Source organism: Streptomyces sp. CA-251247 (genome assembly GCF_050952975.1).
Taxonomy (GTDB): domain Bacteria; phylum Actinomycetota; class Actinomycetes; order Streptomycetales; family Streptomycetaceae; genus Streptomyces; species Streptomyces achmelvichensis.
The window spans coordinates 6,518,381-6,543,647 of sequence record NZ_CP191861.1; the positions used below are offsets into that span (position 1 = coordinate 6,518,381).

The following is a 25,267-nucleotide window of genomic DNA, read 5'->3' on the forward strand; positions in this document are numbered from 1 at the left end:
GGGGCGCGAGGACACGCCCCCCGGCCGCACCGGGAGAATCGGCAAGAAGGGCACGGCGTCGTGGCTAGGGCAAGGACTGGGGTACGCGCACTGGGCGCGCTGCTGGCGGCGGTACTCGGAGCCTCCCTCGCGGGATGCAGCAGCACCGGCGGGAAGCGGGCCGAGGACGCGCGCAAGGCACAGGCCGCGGCCGGCAAGGCCGCCGTGAACACCCCTCGCTGGACCTTCGCGATGGTCACCCACTCGGGCGACGGCGACACCTTCTGGGACATCGTCCAGAACGGCGCCAAGCAGGCCGCCGCCAAGGACAACATCAATTTCCTGTACTCCCACAGCGACGAGGGCCAGCAGCAGGCCCAGCTCGTGCAGGCCGCCATCGACAAGAAGGTCGACGGCCTGATCGTGACGCTCGCCAAGCCGGACGCGATGAAGGGCGTCCTCGCCAAGGCCACCGCGGCCGGGATCCCCGTGATCACCGTCAACTCGGGATCCGAGCAGTCCCTGCCGTACGGCGCGCTGACGCACATCGGCCAGGACGAGACCATCGCGGGCGAGGCCGTCGGCGACGAGCTGGACAAGCGGGGCAAGAAGAAGGCCCTGTGCGTCCTGCACGAGCAGGGCAACGTCGGACACGAGCAGCGCTGCGCCGGCACCAAGAAGACCTTCGACGGCACCCTGCAGAACCTGTACGTCGACGGCACCAACATGCCCGACGTGCAGGCCTCCATCGAGGCCAAGCTCCAGGCCGACCCCTCCATCGACTCGGTCGTCACCCTCGGCGCGCCGTTCGCGGACGCGGCCGTCCAGGCGAAGAAGACCGCGGACAGCAAGGCCGAGATCGACACCTTCGATCTGAACGCCAAGGTCGCGAGCGGCCTCAAGGCGGGGACCCTCGGCTTCGCGGTCGACCAGCAGCCGTTCCTCCAGGGGTACGAGGCCGTCGACCTGCTGTGGCTCTACCAGTACAACGCCGATGTCCTCGGCGGCGGGCGGCCCGTCCTCACCGGGCCGCAGATCATCACCAAGGAGAACGCCGCCGAGCTCGAGGACTACACCGAGCGGGGAACCCGATGAGTGCTACCGCACCACCTGCCGGCACCAGGCAGCCGGAGAAGACCGACGAGCGGCTGATGCGCACCTCGCCCCTGCGCAAGCTGATGGCGAGGCCCGAACTGGGCTCGGTCGTCGGCGCGGTCGCGGTCTTCCTCTTCTTCTCGATCGTCGCGGACTCCTTCCTGCGGGCGTCCAGCTTCTCCACCGTGCTGTACGCGGCCTCCACGCTCGGCATCATGGCGGTGCCGGTCGCGCTGCTGATGATCGGCGGCGAGTTCGACCTGTCGGCCGGTGTGATGGTGACGACCTCCGCGCTGATCTCGGCCATGTTCAGCTACCAGATGACCGCCAACGTCTGGGTCGGGCTGCTCGTCTCGCTGGTGGTGACGCTCGCCGTCGGGGTCTTCAACGGCTACATGCTGATCCGGACGAAACTGCCCAGCTTCATCATCACGCTCGGCACGTTCCTGATGCTGACCGGCCTCAACCTCGGCTTCACCAAGCTGATCAGCGGCACGGTCTCCACCAAGTCCATCGCCGACATGGACGGCTTCACCTCCGCGCAGAAGCTCTTCGCCTCCGAACTCACCCTCGGCGACATCACCTTGAAGGTGACGATCCTGTGGTGGTTCGCGCTGGTCGCGCTCGCCACCTGGATTCTGCTGCGCACCCGTTTCGGCAACTGGATCTTCGCGGTCGGCGGCAACGCGGACGCGGCCCGCGCGGTCGGGGTGCCGGTCACGAGGACCAAGATCGGCCTCTACATGGGCGTCGCGTTCGCCGCCTGGATCTCGGGACAGCACCTGCTGTTCTCCTTCGACGTCGTGCAGTCCGGCGAGGGTGTCGGCAACGAGCTGACGTACATCATCGCGGCCGTCATCGGCGGCTGTCTGATCACCGGCGGCTACGGCTCCGCGATCGGCTCTGCGGTCGGCGCGTTCATCTTCGGCATGACCAGCAAGGGCATCGTCTACGCCGAGTGGAACCCGGACTGGTTCAAGTTCTTCCTGGGAGCGATGCTCCTTCTGGCCACCCTGCTCAACGCATGGGTCCGCAAGCGTGCGGAGGCAACGCGATGACCACGCCGAAGTCCACGGAGCCCGCGGACACCGGGCGGACGCCTCTCGTCGAGCTCGACGACGTCAGCAAGTACTACGGCAACATCCGTGCGCTGGAAGGTGTCTCGCTGGAGGTGCACGCCGGAGAGATCTCCTGCGTCCTCGGCGACAACGGCGCCGGCAAGTCCACCCTCATCAAGATCATCGCAGGCCTGCACCGGCACGACGCGGGCACCTTCCTCATCGAGGGGGAGGAGGCGGACCTGTCGAGCCCCCGCGAGGCGCTGGACCGCGGCATCGCCACGGTCTACCAGGATCTCGCCGTGGTGCCCCTGATGCCGGTCTGGCGGAACTTCTTCCTCGGCTCCGAGCCCACCAGGGGCAAGGGTCCCCTCAAGCGGCTCGACGTCGACAAGATGCGCGAGACCACCAGGTCGGAGCTGCTGCGCATGGGGATCGACCTGCGCGACGTCGACCAGCCCATCGGGACGTTGTCGGGCGGCGAGCGCCAGTGCGTGGCCATCGCGCGAGCGGTCTACTTCGGGGCGAAGGTCCTCGTCCTCGATGAACCGACCGCCGCACTCGGGGTGAAGCAGTCGGGCGTGGTGCTGAAGTATGTGGCCGCCGCCCGCGACGCCGGGCTGGGGGTCGTGCTGATCACCCACAACCCGCACCACGCCTATCTCGTCGGCGACCGTTTCATCCTGCTCAAGCGCGGTGTCATGTCCGCCAGCCATACCAAGGACTCCGTCACGCTCGACGAGCTCACCCGCCAGATGGCGGGCGGCAGCGAGCTGGAGGACCTGCGCCACGAACTGGAACGAGCGCCGGTACCGACGCACCTGGGCGGCCACGACCAGTAACCGTCCGCACCGCGGGCCCGGCGCTCCCGCCCAGGGGCTCCGGGCCGGTCCGGCCTTCGGCCGGGGCCGCGGGCCGACGGCCCGGATGGCAGAATCGGGCCCGTCAGCCGCCCCCGAAACCCCGCAGGGACATGAGCACCTACCGCGACTTCGCCCACCGCGGCTCCGCCCGCGCCACCGTCCTGCGTACCGTCGGCACCCGGGAGCGGCGGTCGCACCTCACGGCGCCGCGTGTGCCGACCGTCGGAATCGACATCGGCGGCACGAAGGTGATGGCCGGCGTCGTCGACGCCGACGGGGTCATCCTGGAGAAGGTCCGCACCGAGACGCCGGACAAGTCCAAGAGCCCGAAGGTCGTCGAGGACACCATCTGCGAGCTCGTGCTCGACCTCTCCGACCGGCACGACGTGCACGCGGTGGGCATCGGAGCGGCCGGCTGGGTCGACGCCGACCGGTCCACGGTGCTCTTCGCCCCGCACCTCGCCTGGCGCAACGAACCCCTGCGTGACGCGCTCACGGCCCGGCTCGCCGTCCCCGTACTCGTCGACAACGACGCCAACACCGCCGCATGGGCGGAGTGGCGCTTCGGCGCGGGCCGCGGCGAGGACCATCTCGTCATGATCACGCTCGGCACCGGCATCGGCGGCGCGATCCTCGAGGACGGCCAGGTCAAGCGGGGCAAGTACGGGGTCGCGGGTGAGTTCGGCCATATGCAGGTCGTCCCCGGCGGGCACCGCTGCCCCTGCGGAAACCGCGGCTGCTGGGAGCAGTACAGCTCCGGCAACGCCCTCGTCCGCGAGGCCCGGGAACTGGCGGCCGCCGACTCCCCGGTCGCCTACAGCCTCATCGACCGGGTGGGCGGCAACGTCGGCGACATCACCGGGCCGCTGATCACCGAACTCGCCCGTGAGGGCGACGCCATGTGCGTCGAACTGTTCCAGGACATCGGCCAGTGGCTCGGTGTCGGCATCGCCAACCTCGCCGCCGCGCTCGACCCCTCCTGCTTCGTCATCGGCGGAGGCGTCAGCGCCGCCGACGACCTGCTCATCGGACCCGCCCGGGAAGCCTTCCGCCGCCACCTCACGGGCCGCGGATACCGGCCCGAGGCCAAGATCGCGAAGGCGCAGCTCGGGCCCGAGGCGGGTATGGTCGGCGCGGCCGACCTCGCTCGGCTCGTGGCACGCCGCTTCCGCCGCACCAACCGGCGACGGGTGGAGCGCCACGAGCGGTACGAGCGCTATGCGCAGGCCCTCCGCAACGCCGGATCGCCCGGCCCCACCCAGGAACCGTAGTCATGACCGTGCCCCGCCAGTCCGCCGCCCCCGACGAGAACTTCCGTCCGCCGGAGGACCGACGCCACATGATCCGCCGCCGCTGGCTGACGGCGATCATCATCGTGCTGCTCGTCGGTGTCCCGGCCGGCTATCTGGTGGTCTCCGCCGAGCAGAGCCGGGACAGCGGCCGGGACAAGGAGGCCGAGTCCTCGGCCAGCGGGCTGCGGGACACCTGGCCGTCGCAGATGAAGCGCCGGGTCTTCGGGGTGCCGATCCCTCCGAAGTCCAAGGGGGTCGCGTACTACGAGACCAGCAACTGGAAGACCAGCCGGCTGTTCGTGCAGTTCCGGACCACGTCCGCGGGGCTGGACCTGTTCCTGGAGGGCGTCGGCATCAACCGTGCGGCGCTGAAGAACGGCGAGATCACCATCGGCGACCGGGACGCGGACACCGTCGGCTGGAAGTTCCCGCCGTCCCGGGACTGGGCGGGCGCCAGCCATACGCAGAAGGACCCGCTGCCCAGCCAGGACATCACGGTCGACATGACCCGTACCGACCGTCCCAAGGTCTACGTCGTCTCCACGACCACCCCCTGACCGGCATGCGGCCGGGCCTCGTGGCAGTGAGCGGAGGGGGGCCGTCCACTCATGACCCCGGAGTCACTACCGTGGAGCGGGTGAGTGACACGCAGACGCCCCCGAAGACCCTTCAGTACCGGATCGACGGTCCGGACGACGCCCCCGTACTCATCCTCGGGCCCTCGCTCGGGACCACCTGGCACATGTGGGACCGCCAGATCGGGGACCTCGCCCGCCAGTGGCGGGTCTTCCGCTTCGACCTCCCCGGGCACGGCGGCGCTCCCGCGTACCCCGCCCCTTCCGTCGCCGAGCTCGCCGGCCGGCTGCTGACGACGCTCGACGAGCTGGGTATCCAGCGCTTCGGTTACGCGGGCTGCTCCGTCGGCGGCGCGATCGGCCTCGAACTGGCGCTGCGCCATCCCCACCGCCTCGCGTCGCTCGCGCTGGTCGCCACGTCCCCCCGGTTCGGCACGGCGGACGAGTTCCGTCAGCGGGGCGTGATCGTGCGGACGAACGGCCTCGACCCGATGGCCCGCAGCGCGCCGGAACGCTGGTTCACCCAGGGCTTCGCCCTCGCGCAGCCGGCGATCGTGGAATGGGCGGTCCAGATGGTGCGCACCACCGACCCCGGCTGCTACATCGCCACCTGCGAGGCGCTCGCGGCCTTCGACGTCCGCGCCGAACTCGGCCGTGTCGGGGTGCCCACGCTCGTCCTGGTCGGCTCCGAGGACCAGGTGACCGGACCGGCCGAGGCCCGCACCCTGGTCGCCGGCATACCGGACGCCCGGCTGGCGCTGGTGCCCGGTGCCTCGCACCTCGCGCCCGTGGAGCAGCCCTCCGCCGTCACCGACCTTCTCGTGCGCCACTTCTCCAGTGCCTGGCAGGACACGCTGACCGCCATCCCGGTGCCGCACGCGGTACCGGCGGTCTCCGCGCCGATGGGCCCGGTCGCCGAGATCGCCCCCGCCGGTCACGCACAGCCCGAGGCGGTGACGCACGGCCGCCCCGATCCGTACGAGGCGGGGATGACGGTACGCCGCGCGGTGCTGGGCGACGCGCACGTCGACCGCGCGACGGCCGCCGCCGACGGCTTCACCGGCGACTTCCAGGAGCTGATCACCCGCTACGCCTGGGGCGAGGTGTGGACCCGGGAGGGACTCGACAGACGCACGCGCAGCGTGATCACCCTGACCGCGCTGGTCGCGGGCGGTCACCTGGACGAGCTGGCGTTCCACACCAGGGCGGCACTGCGCAACGGGCTCACGCCCGACGAGATCAAGGAAGTGCTGATCCACACCGCCGTCTACTGCGGCGTCCCCGCCGCGAACTCCGCCTTCAAGGTAGCCCAGGCCGTCATCCAGGAGGAGACCACACCGAGGCCGTAGCAGGATGGAGTCATGAGGCTCACGAAGAAGAAGCACGCGTGCATCCGGCTGGAGAAGGACGGACGGACCCTCGTCGTCGACCCCGGCGCCTTCAGTGAGGAGGACGCCGCCGTCGGAGCCGATGCGGTCCTCGTCACCCACGAGCACCCCGACCACTTCGACGAGGGACGGCTGCGGGCGGCGCTGGAGGCCAACGCCGAGGCGGAGATCTGGACCCTGCGGAGCGTCGCCGAGAAGATCTCGGCGGCGTTCCCGGGGCGTGTCCACACCGTCGGGCACGGCGACACCTTCACCGCGGCGGGCTTCGACGTCCAGGTCCACGGTGAACTGCACGCCGTGATCCACCCGGACCTGCCGCGGATCACCAACGTCGGCTACCTGGTGGACGGTTCGGTCTTCCACCCCGGCGACGCGCTGACGGTTCCGGACCACCCCGTCGAGACGCTGATGCTTCCGGTGCACGCGCCGTGGAACAAGATCGCGGAGATCATCGACTATGTACGCGAGGTGAAGCCGCGGCGGTCCGTCGACATCCACGACGCCCTGCTCACCGACCTCGCACGCCCTCTGTACGACCAGCATCTCGGCAATCTCAGCGGCGCGGAGCACGACCGGCTCGGCCCGGGGGAGACGGCGGACCTGTGACTGTCACACCCCGCGGCTAGGCTTCTCCTCATGCGTATCGCCACGTGGAACGTCAACTCGATCACCGCCCGGCTGCCCCGGCTGCTGGCCTGGCTGGAGAGCAGCGGCACCGATGTGGTGTGCCTCCAGGAGACCAAGTGCACCGAGGAGCAGTTCCCGGCCGACGCGCTGCGCGAGATCGGCTACGAGTCGGCGGTCCACGCCGCCGGCCGGTGGAACGGCGTGGCGCTCGTCTCCCGGGTCGGTCTGGAGGACGTGGTCAAAGGCCTGCCCGACGGCCCGGACTACGAGGGCACGCAGGAACCGCGGTCGATCGCCGGCACCTGCGGACCGGTCCGCCTCCGGTCGGTCTATGTCCCCAACGGCCGCGAGGTCGCCCACGACCACTACACCTACAAGCTGAGCTGGCTCGACGCGCTCAAGCTGTCGGTGGCCGAGGACACGGCGGGCAGCCGCCCCTTCGCGGTGCTGGGCGACTTCAACATCGCGCCGACCGACGACGATGTGTGGGACCGGTCGGTCTTCGAGGGCAGCACCCATGTCACCGAGCCCGAGCGTGCGGCCCTCGCCTCGCTGCGCGAGGCCGGTCTGTCCGACGTGGTGCCGCGTCCGCTCAAGTACGACCAGCCTTTCACCTACTGGGACTACCGCCAGCTGGCCTTCCCGAAGAACCGCGGCATGCGTATCGACCTGGTCTACGGCAACGAACCGTTCACCAAGGCCGTCAAGGACAGCTTCGTGGACCGTGAGGAGCGCAAGGGCAAGGGCGCGTCGGACCATGCGCCGGTGGTGGTGGATCTGGACATCTGACGACTGCCGACGCGTGCCCTGTGGTGCGTCAGGCTGCCGAGATGCGAGGCTGAGCGGTATGAACATCCCTTTCTTGGACAACTGGCTCAAGCGGCACAGCGCCGACACCGGTGAGAGTGACTTCGCGGCCGCCGAGAAGGACCCCGAGCGCGCGGCCGCCATCGCCGAGCTGCTCTCGGAGTGCGAGCTGCTGCGTGTCCGAGTGGGCCAGGCCGGGCTCGAACTGGACGACTCACCGGCATCCTTGAGCGCCCTCGACCAGCTGCCGCCACGCTGGCGCGACGACCCCGAGGAGCTGCCCTGGCTCGGCAACGACGCGGGGCTCTACCTCGGCACGGTGATCGTCCGTACCGTCCCGGGCGCCAGCTGGCACATCTGGCCGGGCGGCAGCCCGGTGGTGCGCCTCGTCTCCGGCCGTGAGATCAGCGTCGTGGAGGCCGGTCTGGACTGGGCCGTCAACGGTTCGCCGGAGCTTTCCCAGGTCTACGCGGAGGCCGCCGAAGCCTGAAGTTGGTAAATACGGCTTATGCCCCATTTATGCGTGTCGGGTGTGAAGTCCCTTATCGGGCTGGATAGTTTGCGCTGACCTCGACACAGCGATGGGTGGGTAGGGCAGTCTATGGCCGTTGATCCGTTGATCGAGCTGCGCGACGTCAACAAGTACTACGGACAGTTGCACGTCCTCCAGGACATCAACCTCACCGTCGGGCGCGGGGAGGTGGTGGTGGTCATCGGCCCCTCGGGCTCCGGCAAATCGACCCTCTGCCGGACCGTGAACAGACTCGAGACCATCGAATCCGGCAGCATCACCATCGACGGTCAACCCCTCCCGGAGGAGGGGAAGGGACTGGCGAAACTCCGCGCCGACGTCGGCATGGTCTTCCAGTCCTTCAACCTCTTCGCGCACAAGACCGTGCTGGCCAATGTCGCCCTCGCACCGGTCAAGGTCCGCGGCCGCTCGAAGGGCGACGCGCACCGACGCGCCCATGAGCTTCTCGACCGCGTCGGACTCGCCTCCCAGGCCGACAAGTACCCCGCCCAGCTCTCCGGCGGCCAGCAGCAGCGCGTCGCCATCGCCCGCGCGCTCGCGATGGACCCCAAGGTCATGCTCTTCGACGAGCCGACGTCCGCCCTCGATCCGGAAATGATCAACGAGGTGCTGGAGGTGATGCAGCAGCTCGCCCGCGAGGGGATGACCATGGTCGTCGTCACCCACGAAATGGGCTTCGCCCGCTCCGCCGCCAACCGTGTGGTGTTCATGTCCGACGGCTGCATCATCGAGGACCGTGCCCCGGAGGACTTCTTCACCCACCCGGAGAGCGACCGCGCCAAGGACTTCCTGTCCAAGATCCTCAAGCACTGACGGGGGGTGCAGTACCGATGATGCGTACGAGGCGCGCCCTGGCGGCGCTGACGCTCGTCCTGGCAGCCGTGGCCGTCACGGCCTGCGGCAAGGAAGGCAGCCCACCGGTCAAGGGGCCGCAGGCCGACCAACTGCCGGACTACCAGGTGAACAAGGGCTTCCAGCTGCCCGATTCGCCGACCTGGCGCAAGGCCAAGAAGCGCGGCCACCTCGTCGTCGGGGCGAAGGAGGACCAGCCGTACGTCGGCGAGAAGGACCCGGCCACCGGCCTGTACACCGGGTTCGACATCGAGATCGCCAAAATGGTCGGCGCCTATCTGGGGTTCGACCCCCGGACCATCACGTTCCGGACGATCGCCTCCGCGAACCGCGAAACCGCCCTGCAGAACGGCCAGATCGACTACTACGTCGGCACCTACACCATCAACGACAACCGCAAGAAGCTCGTCGGCTTCGCGGGCCCGTACTATCTCGCCGGCCAGTCGCTGCTCGTACGGGCGGACGAGAACGACATCAAGGGCCCGCAGGACCTCGACGGCAAACGCGTCTGCTCGGCCGCCGGTTCGACCCCCTACCAGCGCATCGAGACGGACTACCCGAAGGCCGACCTCGTCGCGTACGACACCTACTCCGTCTGCGTCGACAACCTCCTCACCTATCAGGTCGACGCCGTGACCACCGACGACGCGATCCTCACCGGCTACGCGGCCAAGGTGCCCGACGAACTCAAGGTCGTCGGCAAGCCGTTCTCCCAGGAGCCGTACGGCATCGGCGTCCCCCGCAACGACAACGCCCTGCGCTTCGCGATCGACGACGCGCTCGCGGCCAACGAGAAGAACGGGAACTGGAAGAAGGCCTACGCAGCGACGCTCGGCCTGTCCGGGGTACCGGCCCCGGAGCCGCCCCCGATCGACCGCTATCCGGCGTCCTGAGCGAGGCACCTGTGAACGTACTGACCGACAACTTCTCCCTGTACGGCAAGGGCTTTCTCGGCACCGTCGAACTCACGGTGTACGCCTCGCTCCTCGCCCTGGTCCTCGGCTTCGTCATGGCGTCCTTCCGCGCCGCCCCCGTCGGCTCGCTGCGCGTCGTCGGCACGGTGTGGGTGACCGTGCTGCGCAACACCCCGCTCACCCTGCTGTTCTTCGCCGTCCTGCTCGGACTCCCGCGCTTCGGGCTGGTCCTGCCCTTCCAGGTCTTCGCGGTGATCGCGCTGGGCTGCTACACCTCGGCGTTCATCTGCGAGGCGCTGCGCTCCGGCATCAACACCGTGCCGACGGGGCAGGGCGAGGCGGCCCGCAGTCTCGGGATGAGCTTCGGCCAGACCCTGAACACCGTGGTGCTGCCCCAGGCGTTCCGCAGCGTCATCCCACCGGTCGGCTCCACGCTCATCGCCCTCGCCAAGAACTCCGCGATCGCGGGCGCGTTCAGCGTCACCGAACTCCTCGGCGTCTACAAGCCCCTGAGCGAGATGGGCTACAGCATCATCTGGTCCTTCGTCTGGATCGCTGTCGGCTACCTGATCATCACCCTGACCATCAGTGCGCTGTTCAACGTGCTCGAGAAGCGCTTCGGAGTCGCCCGATGACTTCCACCGCCCTCTACGACGTCCCCGGACCCCACACCCGCAGGCGGCACCGGCTCTACGGCGTCATCTCCACCGTCGCCGTCCTCGCCCTGGTCGGCTGGATCGTCTATCTGCTGTTCGACACCGGCCAGTTCACCGCGGCCAAGTGGACCCCCTTCGAGTACAAGGGCATCCAGGAACTGCTCCTGCGAGGGCTCGGCAACACCCTCAAGGCGTTCGCCTGCGCCGCCGTGCTCTCGCTCCTCCTCGGCGGGATCCTCGCCGTCGGCCGGCTCTCCGAACACCGGGCCCTGCGCTGGCCGGCCACGGTGCTCGTGGAGTTCTTCCGGGCGATGCCCGTGCTGGTGATGATCTTCTTCATCTTCGTGGCGCTGAAGGTGCAGCCGCTGCCCGCCCTGGTGGCCGGACTGACGCTCTACAACGGCTCGGTGCTCGCCGAGGTGTTCCGGGCCGGCATCAACTCCGTGGAGAAGGGCCAGCGGGAGGCCTCGTACGCACTGGGCATGCGCAAGACACAGGTCATGGCCCACGTTCTGATGCCGCAGGCCGTGCGTGCGATGCTGCCGACGATCATCAGTCAGCTGGTGGTCGCCCTCAAGGACACCTCACTCGGCTATCTCATCACCTATGAGGAATTCCTCCACGCGGGCAAGCTCATCGCGTCGAATCTCGACTACGATTTGCCGTTCATCCCTGTGGTGATGGTGATTTCGCCGATCTACATCGGGATGTGCATGCTGCTCTCCTGGTTCGCCAACTGGATGGCCAGGCGACAGCGGCGCAATCCGAGAACAGAGGCCGTGGACATCGCCCCGGCCCAACCAGGGACGCTGCTGCCCGGGGGTCCTCCCGAGCCTCGATAGGTGCGGAGGACAGGACAGCAGCTCATGGGGCACAACCCAATTCCCCGCGCTGGGCGGGGGCCCCTGGCAGCAGCCGGTGATCACTTCTGGCGCAGCGGGACCGACAGATACGACGGGTCGGCTGCGGACGAGGAGAAGGTCAGCTGCGCGCCGAACGGGTTGTGCTCGATGTAGAGCGGGTCGACAGTGTCGACGACCAGGGCGAGACGGTGGCCCGCCGGTACGTCGTAGGCCGTGGAGAACAGTTCCAGGTCGACGGCGAACGGCGTGCCGGGCGTCTTGTCGTGGAAGGTGTACGGCGCATTGCTGACCAGCTTGCCGAGGCCGAGCGGGCCCACGTCGTAGAGGTACGCGACGAGGGTGCCGCTCTCCTTGGTACCGGTGAGTGTGGTGTGCAGCTTCGCGGTTCCCCGGATCTGCTGCGTCGAGTCGTACCGCTCCGACTGCCACACCGCGGCGAACGGCCGCGGCAGCAGCGGGATCGACGCGATCGGGGGAAGTTTCACGAACTGGTCGAGCATGCTGGACAGCAGGATGAGCCCGCCGTTGGCGCCCGAGTCGACGTTGGCCCAGATCTTCTTCGTACGGTCGAGGTTCAGCTTGCGCCGGTCCGCCGCGACCGACTTCCAGTCGGGGTAGCTCTCGTACGCGCCGGTGGAACGGGACTTGAGACGGACCGGCTGCTCGCGGTCCACGCCGTTGTCGTCGCCCTTGAGGTAGTGGTCGAGCCAGCGGTGGGTGCTGGTCCAGGTGTCGTTGGGCAGCCCGAGCAGACCGCCGATCTCGGGGGTGGCGTGGTCGCCCGGGCGGAACTCCAGCCGCTTGGGGACGGTCAGCTTCTCGTAGAAGTCCGCGGTCTGGTTCGGCGGGAAGACCGTGTCGCCCCAGGCGTTGCCCAGCATGACGGCTGTTCCGTTGGCGTTGATCCGGTCCACGAAGGCGGCCGGTGAGCGCTTCTTCCCCCAGTCGACCATCTCCTGCTCCTTGTCGAGATGGGAGCCGAGGAAGTCATGGGTGAACTGCTGGAATTCGGGGCTGGGCCGGCCGGTGAGATAGCCGGCACCGCTGAGAAGCAGAGCGGCCTGCCGGTTCTGGGTGCGGCCGCGGTAGATGGAATCGACCAGGTCGGCCCAGCCGCTGAGGGCGGCCACGGCCTTGATCCGCTTGTCATGGGCGGCGGCCAGCAGGCTGATCCCGGCCGCGTAGGAGACACCGGCCATGCCGATCCGGCTCGGATCGGCCGGGGTGTTGGCGAGCGCCCAGTCGATGACCTTGGACGCGTCGGCGATGTCGGGCGGCCCCGCCACCTCGATGTAGCCGCCCGACTGCCAGAAACCACGGGCGTTGTAGGTGACCACCACATAGCCGGCGTCGGCGAGCTTCTTGGCCTGTGCGAGGTACTCGATCTGGGGCAGCGCCCAGCTGGTGGGCAGGATCAGTACGGGATAGGTGCGGCTGCCGTCCGCGCCGGCCGGGGTGACCACGTTCGACTTGAGCACCGTGCCGCCGTCGCCCTTGATGTCGACGAAACGTACGCCGGGTACCCCGGTCTGCTGTTCGGCGCCGATCGGTGCGGTGACTCCCGCGACCGGTGCGGCGGGCGCGACACCGGCGGCCGGCCCGGCGAGGAGCGCGGCGGAGACGGTGCCGATGGCGGTGGTACGCAGAACCTTGCGCGGCTGTCCCACAGGTCACTCCTCACACGTGTCACGGGAAAGTGACCCGACGGTAACGTCAGCGACTTACGCGAGGTAACTCCTCGGTAAGTTACGTGTGAGTAAAGATTGTTGGACGTCGCGTCAGTACAGGGCGCTCTTCGTCCGCCAGGCGTCCCACGGCAGATTCCACTCGCCGTAGCCGTTGTTGAGGGCCTGCGTGCCCTTCGCCTCGTTGCCCGTGACCTCGAACGGATCGCCCACCTGGACCTGGCCGTAGACCCATTTGGCGTCCGCGTCGCTCATGCCGATGCAGCCGGAACTCCGGTTGGCGTTCCCGAAGTAGCCGGCGTTCCAGGGCGCGGCGTGCGCGTACATGCCCGACCATGTCAGCCGCATCGAGTAGTCGACCATCTTGTTGTAGGCGTCACCGAGGCCCACGGTCTCGGAACGCATGTTGATCGTGCCCTCCTTCGCCATCAGAACGGTCCTGCCCCGCCAGGACGCCTTCTCGCCGCCCGGGGTGCCCGCGGACATCGGCACCGCCCCGACCGCGCGGCCGTCGCGCACGAGCGTCAGGCGGTGCCGGTCCAGATCCACCGCGACCGACTGGCTCCTGCCGATGGTGTAGGTCGTCGCGTAGTCGCGGACGAACCACCCGCCCGCTCCCGAGTCGATGCCGCTCAGCTTCGCGTCGAGCGAGACCCTCGTGCCCGGCTGCCAGTGCTCCTTGGGCCGCCAGTCGACCCTGTCCCTGCCCGACCAGTCCCGCATCCAGCCCCAGGAGCCCTCGGTGTTGTTCGAGGTGGTGACCTTGAGCTGCTTCTCCACCGCGGCCCTGTTCTTCACCGGGTGGTCGAACACGATCGACAGGGGGTGCGCGACGCCGACCGTGGCGTTCTTGCCCGGAGCCATCGCGAGCTTGTTGACCTTGGCGGGGGCGGCGGTGGCGAAAGCCGCCGTGGAGGCGCCTCCACGGGTGTCCTTCGCCGCGATCGAGTACCGGGCGCCCGGGGTCGCGGGGCGCACCGACGTCCAGCTCCTGCCGTCCTCGGCGATGCGTCCGTCCAGCCGTCCGCCCTTGGCGTCGGTGACCGTGACCTCCTTCAGCTTCCCCTCGGCGAGCGTCACCCGCACGGGCTCGCCGGCGGCCTGCTTGCCTGTCGGGGTCACCGAGATCGCGGGACCGTCCTTGCCGTCGGCATCGGCATCCGCCGTGCCGCCGGAACATCCGGTGAGCAGCACGGCAAGCACCGCGCCGCCGACGGACACGACGGGTCGGACGGGTCGGCGGCCGAGCGGGAAGCGCGGTCGTGTGCGGCTCAAGGCAAAACCTCCGTTGCGGTCTTCGTCGCGCAGTGAGAGTCCGCTCCGGTGTCGCAGGTTCCGGAATTTCCCGGATTTCCCTCTAACTCCGGTGTGACGAGAAACGCAGGGAAAGAGACGTTTGGTCCACGGCGAGACCCGGGCCCGGGGTCTCGCCACGACCCCCTGCGGGCCGTGACCCCTGGTGTTCTGTCCGGTCGTCAGGCACTCTCGCCTGATGGATCCGGCACCGGCAGGAACGATCCTGCGACTGAGGCTGAGGCGGCGGGCCGAGTGGGTACCGCTCGCCGCGATCGTGCTGCTCGTTCTCTGGGGCATCGCCACGGCGTCGATCGTCGACGGGCCCAACGGCACCTCCGGAGGCATCGCGCTCGCGGTCGTCGGAGTCCCGGTGGCCGTGTTCGCCGTCAGTTGCGCGGCGCATCTGGTGCGGCCGATGCGCCTCACCGTCGACGCCGACGGGCTGGAGGTACGGCTGCCGCTCTGGCCGGCCAGGACCGTCCCCTGGTCCCGGATCACCGGCGTGAGCGCCCCGCCGGACCATGTCGTCGTCGACTGCGCCGCACCCGTCGGGGGCCTGCCGCCGACCTGCCGGCCACGGGCCGCGTACCGCAGACGCGCGGCCGACCTGGGACGGCCCGCAGGCGGTCAGGGGCTCTGCTTCGAGACCCGCGTCTTCGACCTGGAGGCGGCCGATCTGCTCGACGCGATCGCCCGGCACGCCCCGCAGGGGACCACGGTGCGTACGGGACGGTCCTGACGGGCGCGAGCGCCGTCCCAGTGCCTGTCGTCCGGGTCCTGCCGGGGCTCGCGTGCCCTGGTCTAGCTCGCTGCCTGGGCCGAGGGCCGCGGGGTGGGCAGCGGTGCCTGTGCCGCACGGGTGACGTCCGCGACCAGCTCGACCACGTCCGGCCCGTATGCCTGCGAGTTGACCACCTTGAGCAGCAGGCAGAACGACGAGGCGCCGTGCTTGCGGGTGAGCTTCTCGTGGTTGCGGGCGAGATAGCGGGTCGCCGCCTGGTTGGTTATCGCTCGCTGGCCGCAGAAGAGGAACACGGGCCGGGCGTCCTGGCCCGCGGTGAGCCGGGCGAGGAACACGTACTCGGCGACGCCGGGCTCCATCCGGTAGCGCTCCGACCCGATCTGGAACGCCCCCTGGTCCGGCCCCGGCTCCGGATCGGTGTTGATCCGCACACCGGGCAGCAGCGAATGCAGATGCGCCGCCATCCGCCGGTTCGAGAAGGGTCCGCCCACACAGAACTCGGTGCGCTCGCCGAAGCCCTGCTGGGCCGTGTCGTGCCAGACGATCTGGGCGTGCGCGCCGCAGCCCTTGATCAGCGCGGAGAGCTCCAGCAGGGCGAAGACGTCGAAACGGTGCACGGAGCCGTCCCGGCCGGCCTCGCGGTTCACCACGAGCAGCGACTCGGAGTTCGTGGGCAGACCGAAGAATGCCTGCTTGCGACGGAGTTTGCGGCGCCACAGATACGTGCGCGCGAGCCAGCCGAGCGTGGCGCTGATGCCGGCGGCCACCACGCCGAGCACGATGTTGCGTACGTCGTCAGTCATGGGCGCGCATGGTAGCGGGGTTGTCGCGACATTGTTCGAGACGGTCCTGACGAGACGTGCGCGGTGAAGTTACGCTGCGCGGACGTACATTGACTGGAGGTACGGATGCGTCGCTCCGTCGCACGGAATGTGTCGGCCCTGGCCGTGACCGCGGCCGTCATCTCGATCGGGGCGGCGGCCCCGCCCAGCCCCTCGCCGCCGGGCGGGGCGCCGGTCAAGAAACCGGTCGCCGTGGGCTACGGCGGCGCCGTCGCCAGTGTCGACGCGGACGCATCGGCCGCGGGCATCGAGGTGCTGCGCCGCGGCGGCAACGCCGTGGACGCCGCCGTCGCGACGGCCGCCGCGCTCGGCGTCACCGAGCCGTACTCCGCCGGCATCGGCGGTGGCGGCTTCTTCGTCTACTACAACGCCAAGTCCCGCACGGTCCACACCATCGACGGCCGCGAGACAGCGCCCCGCTCGGCCGACGCCTCCCTCTTCCTGGAGAACGGCAAGCCCATCCCCTTCGAGGAGGGCGTGACGAGCGGTCTGGGCGTCGGCACCCCCGGCACCCCGGCGACCTGGGAGTCGGCGCTGGACGCCTGGGGGAGCAGGCCGCTCGGGCAGCTGTTGCAGCCGGCCGAACGCCTGGCGAAGGACGGCTTCACCGTCGACGCCACCTTCCGCTCGCAGACCCAGTCCAACCAGGCCCGCTTCGCGGACTTCCCCGCCTCGGCAGAGCTCTTCCTGCCCGGCGGGCAGCTGCCGGTCGTCGGCTCGGTCTTCAAGAACCCGGATCTGGCGCGTACGTACAAGGAGATCGCCCGCAAGGGCGTCGGCACGCTGTACCGCGGCGACCTCGCCCGGGACATCGTGCGCACCGTCCGCACGCCTCCGGTGGCCAAGGGCGTCACCCGGGTCGTGCGGCCCGGCGATCTGACCACGAGCGACCTGCGCGCGTACGAGACGATCCGGCGGGCGCCCACCAAGGTCTCCTACCGCGGCCTGGACGTCTACGGCATGGCTCCGGTCTCCTCCGGCGGCACCAGCGTCGGCGAGGCGCTCAACATCCTGGAGCGGAGCAACCTGTCGAAGGCCACGCAGACGCAGTATCTGCACCGCTTCATCGAGGCGAGCCGGATCGCGTTCGCGGACCGAGGGCGCTGGGTCGGTGACCCGGCGTTCGAGAAGGTGCCGACGAAGGGGCTCCTGTCGCAGCGGTTCGCCGACTCGCGCGGATGCCTGATCAAGGACGACGCGGTGCTCACCAGCCCGCTGGCGCCGGGCGATCCGAACCGGCCGGCGGCGTGCGGAGGATCGGGCACGGCGGCCCCGACCACGTTCGAGGGAGAGAACACCACGCATCTGACGGCGGCCGACAAGTGGGGCAATGTCGTCGCCTACACGCTCACCATCGAGTCGACCGGCGGCAGCGGCATCACCGTGCCCGACCGGGGCTTCCTGCTCAACAACGAGCTCACGGACTTCTCGTTCGCACCGGCGAGCCCGGCGGTGCACGACCCGAACCTGCCGGGTCCGGGCAAGCGGCCGCGTTCGTCGATCTCGCCGACGATCGTCCTCGACGACGGCCGTCCCGTCCTCGCACTCGGCTCCCCGGGCGGGGCGACCATCATCACCACCGTCCTCCAGTCTCTGACGGGCCGTCTGGACCGGGATCTGCCCCTGGTGGACGCGATCGCCGCGCCGCGCGCCAGCCAGCGCAACCAGACGACGACGGAGATCGAGCCGGCGCTGTGGAACAGCCCGCTCCGCGGACAGCTGGAGAAGATCGGGCACGCCTTCCGGCAGAACCCGGAGATCGGCGCGGCGACGGGCATCGAGCGGCTGCCCGACGGCCGCTGGCTCGCCGCTGCCGAAAAGGTCCGCAGGGGCGGCGGATCGGCCATGGTCGTCCGCCCCAGCGGTGATCCGTACGGCCGCTGACCGAACGGCGCAACGTCCGCCGCCCGTCCGGGGCCCCAAACCCCGGACGGGCGGCGGACGTTGGCCGTCCGGGGGCCGGCGGGCGCCGGGTTGGGGCGATCGGATGGGCGCGTGAGCGGGTAAGGACGCTTTCCTTACAGAAAGGCGACACCCCCCATGCGCACTCGCACACTCGCGCTCGCCGTCTCCGGCGCCGCCCTCCTCGCGGCGGTCGCGCTGCCCGCCACGGCGAGTTCCGCGGCGACCGGCACCGGTGCCTTCCGCGAAGGCACGGTCGCCGCGGCCGACCTGCTCGCCAAGGTGACGGGCTGTCCGCAGATCTCGAACGGGCTGTACCGGACGGACAGCGAGGCCCCGGCGACGATCCCGGTCTGCGGCAAGGACGGCGTCGTGTACTGGACGGCCGACATGGACATCGACTGCGACGGCCAGGTCACGAGCGCGTGCAACACCGGTACCGACCCCTGGTTCCAGGCCGCGACGGCCTTCCACCAGTCCGACGGCCGGGCCCTCGACGCCGAGCGGCTGCCGTACGTCGTCGTACCGACCAGCAGTGCCATCTGGAACTACGCGAGCGCCGGCATCAAGGGCGGCGGGGTGGTCGCCGTCATCCACAACAACCAGGTGCAGTACGCGGTCGTCGGGGACACCGGCCCCAGCCAGATCATCGGCGAGGCGTCCTACGCCACCGCCCGGGCGCTGGGCATCGACCCGGACCCGTCGACGGGCGGCACCGCCGCCGGGGTCACATACATCTTCTTCCCCAACACCACGGTGCTGCCGATCGAGAACCACGAGGCGGCGGTGACCCTCGGCGAGACGCTCGCCAAGCAGTTCGTCGCCGGGTTCCGACAGCGGGGCCCGGCCCGCGAGGGCGCGGTCAGAGTGCGGTGAGGATGCGGGGTCCGTCGTCCGTGATCGCCACCGTGTGCTCCGCGTGCGAGGCGCGGCTGCCGTCGAGCGTGCGGACCGTCCAGCCGTCGCCCGCCGTGTGGTGGCCGTCGGTGCCGCCGCCGATCACCATCGGCTCGATCGCCAGCACCATCCCGTGGCGCAACGGCATGCCCCGGCCCGGGCGTCCCTCGTTCGGGACGCCCGGGTCCTCGTGCATGCTGCGCCCCACGCCATGACCTCCGAAGCCGTCCGGGATGCCGTACCCGGCCGTCCGGCACACGCGGCCGACGGCATGGGCGATGTCGCCGATGCGGTTGCCGACGACGGCGGCCGCGATGCCGGCCTCCAGGGCCTCCTCGGCGGTGGTGATCAGCCGCAGGTCCTCGGGCCGGGCGCGCCCGACCGTGAAGCTGACGGCCGAGTCGCCCACCCAGCCGTCCCGGATCGCCCCGCAGTCGAGGCTCACCAGATCGCCGTCCCGCAGGCGGTATCCGTCCGGGATGCCGTGCACGATCGCGTCATTGACGGAGGCGCAGATGACGGCAGGGAAGGGGATGGGCGCCCAGGAGGGGTGATAGTCCAGGAACGGTGATCCCGCCCCGGCCTCGTCCAGCACCGAGCGTGCGGCACGGTCCAGTTCCAGCAGGCTGACGCCCACGGCCGCGGTCTCGCGGGCCGCTGTGAGTGCCTGCGCCACGAGGCGGCCGGCCTCGCGCATCGCCTCGATGGAGGCATCCGTCTTGATCTCTACCATGCCAATTACTATACCGGTCCTACCGGTATTGGAATACCAGCATTAGAATACCGCCATGGTGCGCACCCCTCTCACCCCCGAAGAGCGCGAACGCGGCGAACGGCTCGGCCGGATCCTGCGCGTCGCCCGCGGCGACCGCAGCATGGTGGAGATCGCCGCGGCCGCCGGCCTCTCGGCCGAGACCCTGCGCAAGATCGAGACGGGCCGGGCCCCGACGCCCGCGTTCTTCACGGTCGCCGCACTCGCGCGGGTGCTCGGTCTGTCGATGGACGAACTGGTGGTGCGCTGCGCGCTGGTGCCGGCGGCCTGACGGAGTCCACGGGACAGCCCTCAGCCCGCCACCGCGAGCTGGATGCGGCGGTGGCGTGGCCGCTCGATCTCGTCCAGCAGGGCCACGGCCAGGTCGCCGTGCGCGATCCGGCCGCCGCCGTCGATGAGCTGTCCCTGCGCCGTCCGGTAGCGGCCCGTGCGCGGAGCTTCCCCGTCCAGGTCCATCGGCGGGACGACCATCAGCCAGTCCAGCGCCTCCGGCGCCCGGCGCAGGACGTCGAACTCCGCGACATGCCCCTGCGAGAACGCCCGGTACGCCCCCGGGAAGCCCGGATCGTCCATCACCCGTACCCCCGGTGACGTCTCCAGCGTCGAGGCGATGCCCAGCGTCAGGAAGCGGCGCACGCCGGCCTCGGTCAGCCCGGCAGCCATCGCCTCGGCCGCGCTCACGAAGAACTCCTCCGCCGGGACGTCCAGCCGCGCCGCCGCGTTGACCGCTGCCTCGTGGCCCGCCGCGAGCCGGGCGACCGCTGCTCCGTCCGTCGCGTCGCCGGGTACGACCGTCACGCCGTCCGCCGCGAGATCCGGGTGTCTGCCGGGATCGCGCACCACCGCCGTCACCTTGTGGCCGCGCGCCGCCGCCTCCGACACCGCCGCTCTGCCGACCCGTCCGCCTGCTCCGAACACCATGATGTGGCTCATGTCCCGGACGGTAGAACGGAGGTGGCCGGTTACTGCAAAGGTACCGAGCCGGCCCGGGGGAGGACGCAGGATGGAGGGCATGGAGACGAAGCCGGAGCCGCTGAGGCCGGACATGTTCGCCGATCCCGACTGCTCGGCCGGGTTGCAGGCGTTCCGGTTCGGCGACAAGTGGTCCGGGATGGTGATGCGCTGTCTGGAGGACGGACGGCGCCGCTTCTCCGAACTGCGCGTCGCGCTGCACCGGGTGACCCCGAAGGTGCTCACCGAGACGCTGCGCGCGATGGAGCGCGACGGCTTCGTGAAGCGGACGTCGTACGACGAGAATCCGCCACGGGTCGAGTACGAACTCACCGCGCTCGGCCGGTCGGCCCTCCAGCCGATGAACACGGCGTGCGACTGGGCGCGTACGCACCGGCCCGAGCTCGTCGCGGCCAGGGATGCGGACCCGGAACACGGGCGCGGCTAGCCGGACCGGCCGCGCCGGGAGCCCCGGACACGGCGTAGTCTCGCGAACGTGACTGCCGAGGACTTCGCCGCCGCCAAGTACATCAGCGTGACCACGTTCCGTAAGAACGGAACGGGTGTTGCCACCCCCGTCTGGTTCGCCGAGGACGGCGGAAAGCTGTACGCCTGGACTCGGACCGACTCGTGGAAGGTCAAGCGGCTGCGCAACGACCCGCGCGTCGTGGTGAGCGTGTGCGACGTGCGCGGCCGGATCGCCGAGGGCGCCCCCACCGCCGAGGGGACGGCCGAGCTCCTCGACGCGGCGGCGACCGCACGGATCCGCAAACTTCTGGCCCGCAAGTACACCTGGCAGTTCTGGCTGGTCGACTGGCCGGCCACGCTGGTGCGGCTCGGCAAGCGCCCGCACACCGGCATTGCGGTAACCGTCTGAAAACAGCGCGTAGCAATGCCGTAACACGCCTGATGTCCAATGCCACCCAGTCGAGGGTGGGGCGGGACAGTGATGGCGGTGCATCAAGTACCGGCACAGACCGGTGTGTTCGCGCGGTACCTCAAGGGGCTGGCCGCGCTGCTGGACCGTGACGGCGGCTGGTACGCGGTCTTCCTGCACCGCGACCCGCAGGGCATGCAGGCGTGCCTGGACGGCTTCGAGGTCCCGCCGTGGGACGTCGTCGGATCGCTGCTCCAGGATCTCGCGGCGGTGCGCGGACGGGAGTTCGTGGAGCAGGAACAGCTCCGGGCCAAACAGCTGCACACGGCCTCGGTCGCCGCCCACGACCGCCGGCCGGGCGGCCGTGAGGCTCTTGTGGAGCGCCTGGAGCTGATGCGGCGCGAACTGATCCACGCCTCCGGTCGCAACGAGGAGCTCATCCGGCTGATCGTCTCCGAGCCGGAGGGCACGGAGACGGCGGAACAGCTGGCGTACGAGCTGGAGTGGGTCCGGGACGACCATGCGCGGGCCACCGCGAGGATCGCGGAACTGCGTCGGCGCCTGGCCGCCCTGCCCCCGCCGGAACACGGCCGGGCCGGCGTCCCGGGACCATCGGAGCGTGTGCCGCGGCAGGCGTCCGGGCCGGACCCTGCGCAGTGGCCCCATCCGGCACAGGAAGGACCTCGGCGCGGTCCGCACGCGGACCCGCCCGGGCCGTCCGGCGGACCCGCCTGGCCCGATGTGGGCCAGGGCAGGAGCAAGGACGGCGGCAAGACGAAGGACAAGCGCCGGCGCCCGCGCGGCGCCCGGTTCGCCGGCATGGAGGAGGACGTGGAGGCCGTCGCCGTGCCCGAACTCCCCGTCGGCGGGGATCTGCCCCGCGGGGCACGGTACGGCGGCGCGGGCGCGGATCCCGAACAGGAGCAGCCCGTCCTCGCCGACCCCGACGACGCCCTGCGCGCCGCGCGCGAGACCGTGCGCACCCTCGGGCGGCTGCGTGCGGAGGGCCGCAGCGGAGAGGCCCATGCCCTGCTCTGCGAGGCCGCCACCCTGCCCGCCACCTGGTTGCCCGTGCTCGCCGCCGAGCTCCACCGCGCCGGGCTGGAGGCCGACTGGGCCACGCTGCTGTGGGAGGCCGCCTCGCAGCCCGTGCTGCGGCTCGCGGCGATCGCCGGAGCCCTCACCGGCGCCGGCCGCGCCCAGGACGGTCACCAGCTCCTGCGCCAGGGCGTGACCCGCCCGGCCGACGAGATCGCGGCCGCCGTGCTCTCCCTCGACGAGGACGGCCGTGCCCCCGAGGCGCTCGCGCTCCTCATCGCCTACCTCCAGCTGCACACCCCCGCCGACACGGCGAGAATCGCCGACCGGAACCCCGCCCGTCTCGTCCCCCGTCTGCTCGCCGCGGCCCGTGCCGGATCCGCGTCCCATGAGCGCGATCTTGTCCACGCCTTACGTGTCTCGGGCCACCTCGGCGCCTGACCCGTACGGTGTCGACCGCTCGGGTGCGAAACACGATCGACTCTGCGGGTTGACGACGATGGTCTTGCCCCAGTGTGTGACGGGGCTTACGTTCTCCATCTACGCATTCGTCTACGTGCGTAGAGGCCCTCTGCCGTTCGGCCGAAGGAGCAGCTCATGGCCACTGTCGTACGCGCCGCACTCGTCCAGGCGACCTGGACCGGCGACACCGAATCCATGATTGCCAAACACGAGGAACATGCCCGGGAAGCGGCCCGTCAGGGCGCCAAGGTCATCGGATTCCAAGAGGTCTTCAACGCCCCGTACTTCTGCCAGGTCCAGGACCCGGAGCACTACCGCTGGGCCGAGCCCGTCCCGGACGGTCCCACCGTCCGCCGGATGCAGGAGCTGGCCCGCGAGACCGGCATGGTCATCGTGGTCCCGGTCTTCGAGATCGAGGGCGCGGGCTTCTACTACAACACCGCCGCCGTGATCGATGCCGACGGCTCCTACCTGGGCAAATACCGTAAGCACCATATTCCTCAGGTCAAGGGATTCTGGGAGAAGTACTACTTCAGGCCCGGAAACGCCGGCTGGCCCGTCTTCGAGACCGCGGTCGGCAAGGTCGGTGTCTACATCTGCTACGACCGCCACTTCCCGGAGGGCTGGCGGCAACTGGGCCTCCAGGGTGCCCAGTTGGTCTACAACCCCTCGGCGACCTCGCGCGGCCTCTCCAGCTACCTCTGGCAGCTCGAACAGCCGGCCGCGGCCGTGGCGAACGAGTACTTCATCGCCGCGATCAACCGTGTCGGCGAGGAGGAGTACGGCGACAACGACTTCTACGGCACGAGCTACTTCGTCGACCCGCGCGGCCAGTTCGTCGGCGAGGTGGCCAGCGACAAGGCCGAGGAGCTCGTCGTACGCGACCTGGACTTCGACCTGATCGACACCGTGCGGCAGCAGTGGGCCTTCTACCGCGACCGGCGCCCGGACGCCTACGAGGGGCTGGTGCAGCCGTGAGTCATCTGTACGACCGGCACCGGGCCGTGATCCCCGACTGGGTCGCGCTCTACTACCAGCAGCCCATCGAGATCACGCACGGCGAGGGCCGCCATGTCTGGGACGCGGACGGCAACCGCTACCTCGACTTCTTCGGCGGCATCCTCACGACGATGACCGCCCACGCGCTGCCCGAGGTCACCAAGGCGGTCAGCGAGCAGGCCGGGCGGATCATCCACTCCTCGACGCTCTATCTGAACCGCCCGATGGTCGAGCTCGCCGAACGGATCGCGGCGCTCTCGGGCATCCCCGACGCGCGGGTCTTCTTCACCACGTCGGGCACCGAGGCCAACGACACCGCCCTGCTGCTGGCCACCGGACACCGCCGGTCCAACCAGATCCTGGCGATGCGCAACAGCTACCACGGCCGTTCGTTCTCGACCGTGTCCATCACGGGCAACCGCAGCTGGTCGCCGACCTCGCTCTCCCCGTTGCAGACGCTGTACGTGCACGGCGGCGTCCGCACCCGGGGGCCGTACGCCCACCTGTCCGACGCGCAGTTCATCGAGGCGTGCGTGGCGGACCTGGAGGACCTGCTCGGCCACACCCGCGACGTCGCCGCGCTGATCGCCGAACCCATCCAGGGCGTCGGCGGGTTCACCTCCCCGCCCGACGGTCTGTACGCCGCGTTCCGCGAAGTTCTCGACCGGCACGGCATCCTGTGGATCACCGACGAGGTGCAGACCGGCTGGGGCCGTACCGGCGACCACTTCTGGGGCTGGCAGGCGCACGCCGGCAACGGACCGCCGGACATCCTCACCTTCGCCAAGGGCATCGGCAACGGCATGTCCGTCGGCGGGGTCGTCGCGCGTGCCGAGATCATGAACTCGCTGGACGCCAACTCCATTTCGACGTTCGGCGGCTCACCGGTCACCATGGCCGCGGGCAGCGCCAACCTCGCGTATCTGCTGGAGCACGACCTCCAGGGCAACGCCCGCCGCGTCGGCGGACTGCTGCTGGAGCGGTTGCGCGGGATCGGGGCGAGCGTGCCCGCCGTCCGCGAAGTGCGCGGCCGGGGGCTGATGCTCGGCATCGAACTGGTCAGGCCCGGCACCGACGAGGCCGATCCGCAGGCGGCGGCGGCCGTCCTGGAGGCCGCGCGCGAGGGCGGGCTGCTGATCGGCAAGGGCGGCGGGCACAACACCAGCGTGCTGCGCGTCGCGCCCCCGCTCTCCCTGACCGTGGCCGAGGCGGAAGAGGGCGCGTCCATCCTCGAACACGCCCTGCGCAGCGTTTAGGGCCTGATCCACACGACAGGCCCCGGGGCCTGACGCCGGACAGGTCC

Annotated in this window: 27 protein-coding genes; 22 read left to right on the forward strand and 5 right to left on the reverse strand. The window is 70.1% G+C overall.

All coding sequences use genetic code 11. The annotated features are described in order from the left end of the window. Positions 1-60 precede the first annotated feature (60 nt). The 13 genes from ACQPWZ_RS28975 (at position 61) to ACQPWZ_RS29035 (ending at position 11,480) form a co-directional block, all read left to right on the forward strand. The gene (locus ACQPWZ_RS28975) at positions 61-1,074 is read left to right on the forward strand and encodes a sugar ABC transporter substrate-binding protein (protein WP_433572768.1); all 1,014 of its coding nucleotides are present in this window, start codon (positions 61-63) and stop codon (positions 1,072-1,074) included. Beyond that, positions 1,071-2,132 (forward strand): ABC transporter permease, encoded by a 1,062-nt coding sequence (locus tag ACQPWZ_RS28980; protein ID WP_313943285.1) that lies wholly within the window; start codon positions 1,071-1,073, stop codon positions 2,130-2,132. Before ACQPWZ_RS28975 ends, ACQPWZ_RS28980 begins: the two co-directional genes overlap by 4 nt. Next, the gene (locus tag ACQPWZ_RS28985) at positions 2,129-2,974 is read left to right on the forward strand and encodes an ATP-binding cassette domain-containing protein (RefSeq protein WP_313943284.1); all 846 of its coding nucleotides are present in this window, start codon (positions 2,129-2,131) and stop codon (positions 2,972-2,974) included. The genes ACQPWZ_RS28980 and ACQPWZ_RS28985 overlap by 4 nt, the downstream gene beginning before the upstream one ends. Before the next feature lie 131 nt (positions 2,975-3,105). Beyond that, on the forward strand, positions 3,106-4,266 hold the full coding sequence (locus ACQPWZ_RS28990; protein ID WP_340476225.1) for an ROK family glucokinase: 1,161 nt from the start codon (positions 3,106-3,108) through the stop codon (positions 4,264-4,266). 2 nt (positions 4,267-4,268) lie between these two features. Next, positions 4,269-4,844, forward strand: coding sequence for a hypothetical protein (locus ACQPWZ_RS28995; RefSeq protein WP_383234559.1), 576 nt, complete (start codon positions 4,269-4,271; stop codon positions 4,842-4,844). 80 nt (positions 4,845-4,924) lie between these two features. Next, positions 4,925-6,211 carry a 4-carboxymuconolactone decarboxylase gene (gene pcaC / locus ACQPWZ_RS29000; protein ID WP_433572769.1) on the forward strand — a complete coding sequence of 429 codons (1,287 nt, stop codon included), beginning with the start codon at positions 4,925-4,927 and terminating at the stop codon, positions 6,209-6,211. 12 nt (positions 6,212-6,223) lie between these two features. Next, positions 6,224-6,856, forward strand: coding sequence for an MBL fold metallo-hydrolase (locus ACQPWZ_RS29005; RefSeq protein WP_356702513.1), 633 nt, complete (start codon positions 6,224-6,226; stop codon positions 6,854-6,856). A gap of 30 nt (positions 6,857-6,886) precedes the next feature. Then, entirely contained in the window at positions 6,887-7,666 is a 780-nt protein-coding gene (locus tag ACQPWZ_RS29010; protein ID WP_340476229.1) for an exodeoxyribonuclease III, read from the forward strand. A gap of 58 nt (positions 7,667-7,724) precedes the next feature. Further along, positions 7,725-8,174, forward strand: a complete 450-nt coding sequence (locus tag ACQPWZ_RS29015; RefSeq protein ID WP_327678842.1) for a DUF6278 family protein — start codon at positions 7,725-7,727, stop codon at positions 8,172-8,174. A gap of 111 nt (positions 8,175-8,285) precedes the next feature. Continuing rightward, positions 8,286-9,029: an amino acid ABC transporter ATP-binding protein gene (locus tag ACQPWZ_RS29020; RefSeq protein ID WP_340476230.1), complete on the forward strand. Its 744-nt coding sequence runs from the start codon at positions 8,286-8,288 to the stop codon at positions 9,027-9,029. A gap of 17 nt (positions 9,030-9,046) precedes the next feature. Continuing rightward, positions 9,047-9,961, forward strand: a complete 915-nt coding sequence (locus tag ACQPWZ_RS29025) for a glutamate ABC transporter substrate-binding protein (RefSeq protein ID WP_356702518.1) — start codon at positions 9,047-9,049, stop codon at positions 9,959-9,961. An 11-nt stretch (positions 9,962-9,972) separates the two neighbouring features. Then, a complete protein-coding gene (locus tag ACQPWZ_RS29030) occupies positions 9,973-10,617 on the forward strand; it encodes an amino acid ABC transporter permease (protein ID WP_340476232.1) in 645 nt (214 codons plus the stop codon). After that, entirely contained in the window at positions 10,614-11,480 is an 867-nt protein-coding gene (locus tag ACQPWZ_RS29035) for an amino acid ABC transporter permease (protein ID WP_340476233.1), read from the forward strand. The genes ACQPWZ_RS29030 and ACQPWZ_RS29035 overlap by 4 nt, the downstream gene beginning before the upstream one ends. A gap of 80 nt (positions 11,481-11,560) precedes the next feature. Here ACQPWZ_RS29035 and ACQPWZ_RS29040 read toward each other — a convergent pair whose 3' ends face one another. Both ACQPWZ_RS29040 and ACQPWZ_RS29045 read right to left on the reverse strand, forming a co-directional pair. Then, positions 11,561-13,168 carry a CocE/NonD family hydrolase gene (locus ACQPWZ_RS29040; RefSeq protein ID WP_433572770.1) on the reverse strand — a complete coding sequence of 536 codons (1,608 nt, stop codon included), beginning with the start codon at positions 13,166-13,168 and terminating at the stop codon, positions 11,561-11,563. Positions 13,169-13,279: 111 nt separating this feature from the next. Next, entirely contained in the window at positions 13,280-14,461 is a 1,182-nt protein-coding gene (locus tag ACQPWZ_RS29045) for an Ig-like domain-containing protein (RefSeq protein WP_433572771.1), read from the reverse strand. 217 nt (positions 14,462-14,678) lie between these two features. On the opposite strand from ACQPWZ_RS29045, the gene ACQPWZ_RS29050 reads away from it, so the two are divergent. Then, the gene (locus tag ACQPWZ_RS29050; protein WP_433572772.1) at positions 14,679-15,221 is read left to right on the forward strand and encodes a PH domain-containing protein; all 543 of its coding nucleotides are present in this window, start codon (positions 14,679-14,681) and stop codon (positions 15,219-15,221) included. Between the two features lie 62 nt (positions 15,222-15,283). Here ACQPWZ_RS29050 and ACQPWZ_RS29055 read toward each other — a convergent pair whose 3' ends face one another. Next, complete coding sequence (locus ACQPWZ_RS29055) at positions 15,284-16,027, reverse strand: hypothetical protein (RefSeq protein ID WP_313943270.1); 744 nt, start codon at positions 16,025-16,027, stop codon at positions 15,284-15,286. Positions 16,028-16,132: 105 nt separating this feature from the next. Between ACQPWZ_RS29055 and ggt the strand changes: the two genes are divergently transcribed. After that, positions 16,133-17,950, forward strand: a complete 1,818-nt coding sequence (gene ggt / locus ACQPWZ_RS29060) for a gamma-glutamyltransferase (RefSeq protein ID WP_433572773.1) — start codon at positions 16,133-16,135, stop codon at positions 17,948-17,950. Positions 17,951-18,106: 156 nt separating this feature from the next. Then, entirely contained in the window at positions 18,107-18,844 is a 738-nt protein-coding gene (locus ACQPWZ_RS29065) for a glycoside hydrolase family 75 protein (RefSeq protein WP_433572774.1), read from the forward strand. Here the strand turns inward: ACQPWZ_RS29065 and map are convergent. After that, positions 18,831-19,598, reverse strand: a complete 768-nt coding sequence (map, locus tag ACQPWZ_RS29070; RefSeq protein ID WP_433572775.1) for a type I methionyl aminopeptidase — start codon at positions 19,596-19,598, stop codon at positions 18,831-18,833. The genes ACQPWZ_RS29065 and map overlap by 14 nt on opposite strands. Before the next feature lie 55 nt (positions 19,599-19,653). Between map and ACQPWZ_RS29075 the strand changes: the two genes are divergently transcribed. Further along, a complete protein-coding gene (locus ACQPWZ_RS29075) occupies positions 19,654-19,908 on the forward strand; it encodes a helix-turn-helix domain-containing protein (protein ID WP_313943265.1) in 255 nt (84 codons plus the stop codon). Positions 19,909-19,928: 20 nt separating this feature from the next. Here the strand turns inward: ACQPWZ_RS29075 and ACQPWZ_RS29080 are convergent, their stop codons facing one another. Continuing rightward, positions 19,929-20,570, reverse strand: a complete 642-nt coding sequence (locus ACQPWZ_RS29080; RefSeq protein ID WP_433572776.1) for an NAD(P)-dependent oxidoreductase — start codon at positions 20,568-20,570, stop codon at positions 19,929-19,931. Positions 20,571-20,649: 79 nt separating this feature from the next. Between ACQPWZ_RS29080 and ACQPWZ_RS29085 the strand changes: the two genes are divergently transcribed. From ACQPWZ_RS29085 to ACQPWZ_RS29105, 5 genes are all read left to right on the forward strand, one after another. Then, entirely contained in the window at positions 20,650-21,036 is a 387-nt protein-coding gene (locus tag ACQPWZ_RS29085; protein WP_433572777.1) for a winged helix-turn-helix transcriptional regulator, read from the forward strand. 48 nt (positions 21,037-21,084) lie between these two features. Continuing rightward, entirely contained in the window at positions 21,085-21,465 is a 381-nt protein-coding gene (locus ACQPWZ_RS29090; protein WP_328862169.1) for a PPOX class F420-dependent oxidoreductase, read from the forward strand. Positions 21,466-21,537: 72 nt separating this feature from the next. Continuing rightward, entirely contained in the window at positions 21,538-22,944 is a 1,407-nt protein-coding gene (locus tag ACQPWZ_RS29095; protein ID WP_433572778.1) for a hypothetical protein, read from the forward strand. Between the two features lie 156 nt (positions 22,945-23,100). Further along, positions 23,101-23,943 (forward strand): nitrilase-related carbon-nitrogen hydrolase, encoded by an 843-nt coding sequence (locus tag ACQPWZ_RS29100; RefSeq protein WP_340476243.1) that lies wholly within the window; start codon positions 23,101-23,103, stop codon positions 23,941-23,943. Next, positions 23,940-25,220, forward strand: coding sequence for an aspartate aminotransferase family protein (locus ACQPWZ_RS29105; RefSeq protein WP_433572779.1), 1,281 nt, complete (start codon positions 23,940-23,942; stop codon positions 25,218-25,220). The genes ACQPWZ_RS29100 and ACQPWZ_RS29105 overlap by 4 nt, the downstream gene beginning before the upstream one ends. The last annotated feature ends 47 nt before the right edge of the window (positions 25,221-25,267 follow it).

Coding starts and splice junctions, on each gene's coding strand:
- ACQPWZ_RS29020 (WP_340476230.1), top strand. CDS start 8,286: ATGGCCGTTGATCCGTTGATCGAGCTGCGCGACGTCAACAAGTACTAC.
- ACQPWZ_RS28990 (WP_340476225.1), top strand. CDS start 3,106: ATGAGCACCTACCGCGACTTCGCCCACCGCGGCTCCGCCCGCGCCACC.
- ACQPWZ_RS29100 (WP_340476243.1), top strand. CDS start 23,101: ATGGCCACTGTCGTACGCGCCGCACTCGTCCAGGCGACCTGGACCGGC.
- ACQPWZ_RS29080 (WP_433572776.1), bottom strand. CDS start 20,570: ATGAGCCACATCATGGTGTTCGGAGCAGGCGGACGGGTCGGCAGAGCG.
- ACQPWZ_RS28980 (WP_313943285.1), top strand. CDS start 1,071: ATGAGTGCTACCGCACCACCTGCCGGCACCAGGCAGCCGGAGAAGACC.
- ACQPWZ_RS29025 (WP_356702518.1), top strand. CDS start 9,047: ATGATGCGTACGAGGCGCGCCCTGGCGGCGCTGACGCTCGTCCTGGCA.
- ACQPWZ_RS28995 (WP_383234559.1), top strand. CDS start 4,269: ATGACCGTGCCCCGCCAGTCCGCCGCCCCCGACGAGAACTTCCGTCCG.
- ACQPWZ_RS29055 (WP_313943270.1), bottom strand. CDS start 16,027: ATGACTGACGACGTACGCAACATCGTGCTCGGCGTGGTGGCCGCCGGC.
- ggt (WP_433572773.1), top strand. CDS start 16,133: ATGCGTCGCTCCGTCGCACGGAATGTGTCGGCCCTGGCCGTGACCGCG.
- ACQPWZ_RS29035 (WP_340476233.1), top strand. CDS start 10,614: ATGACTTCCACCGCCCTCTACGACGTCCCCGGACCCCACACCCGCAGG.
- ACQPWZ_RS28985 (WP_313943284.1), top strand. CDS start 2,129: ATGACCACGCCGAAGTCCACGGAGCCCGCGGACACCGGGCGGACGCCT.
- ACQPWZ_RS29095 (WP_433572778.1), top strand. CDS start 21,538: ATGGCGGTGCATCAAGTACCGGCACAGACCGGTGTGTTCGCGCGGTAC.
- ACQPWZ_RS29075 (WP_313943265.1), top strand. CDS start 19,654: ATGGTGCGCACCCCTCTCACCCCCGAAGAGCGCGAACGCGGCGAACGG.
- ACQPWZ_RS29065 (WP_433572774.1), top strand. CDS start 18,107: ATGCGCACTCGCACACTCGCGCTCGCCGTCTCCGGCGCCGCCCTCCTC.
- ACQPWZ_RS29005 (WP_356702513.1), top strand. CDS start 6,224: ATGAGGCTCACGAAGAAGAAGCACGCGTGCATCCGGCTGGAGAAGGAC.
- map (WP_433572775.1), bottom strand. CDS start 19,598: ATGGTAGAGATCAAGACGGATGCCTCCATCGAGGCGATGCGCGAGGCC.
- ACQPWZ_RS29085 (WP_433572777.1), top strand. CDS start 20,650: ATGGAGACGAAGCCGGAGCCGCTGAGGCCGGACATGTTCGCCGATCCC.
- ACQPWZ_RS29010 (WP_340476229.1), top strand. CDS start 6,887: ATGCGTATCGCCACGTGGAACGTCAACTCGATCACCGCCCGGCTGCCC.
- ACQPWZ_RS29050 (WP_433572772.1), top strand. CDS start 14,679: ATGGATCCGGCACCGGCAGGAACGATCCTGCGACTGAGGCTGAGGCGG.
- ACQPWZ_RS29015 (WP_327678842.1), top strand. CDS start 7,725: ATGAACATCCCTTTCTTGGACAACTGGCTCAAGCGGCACAGCGCCGAC.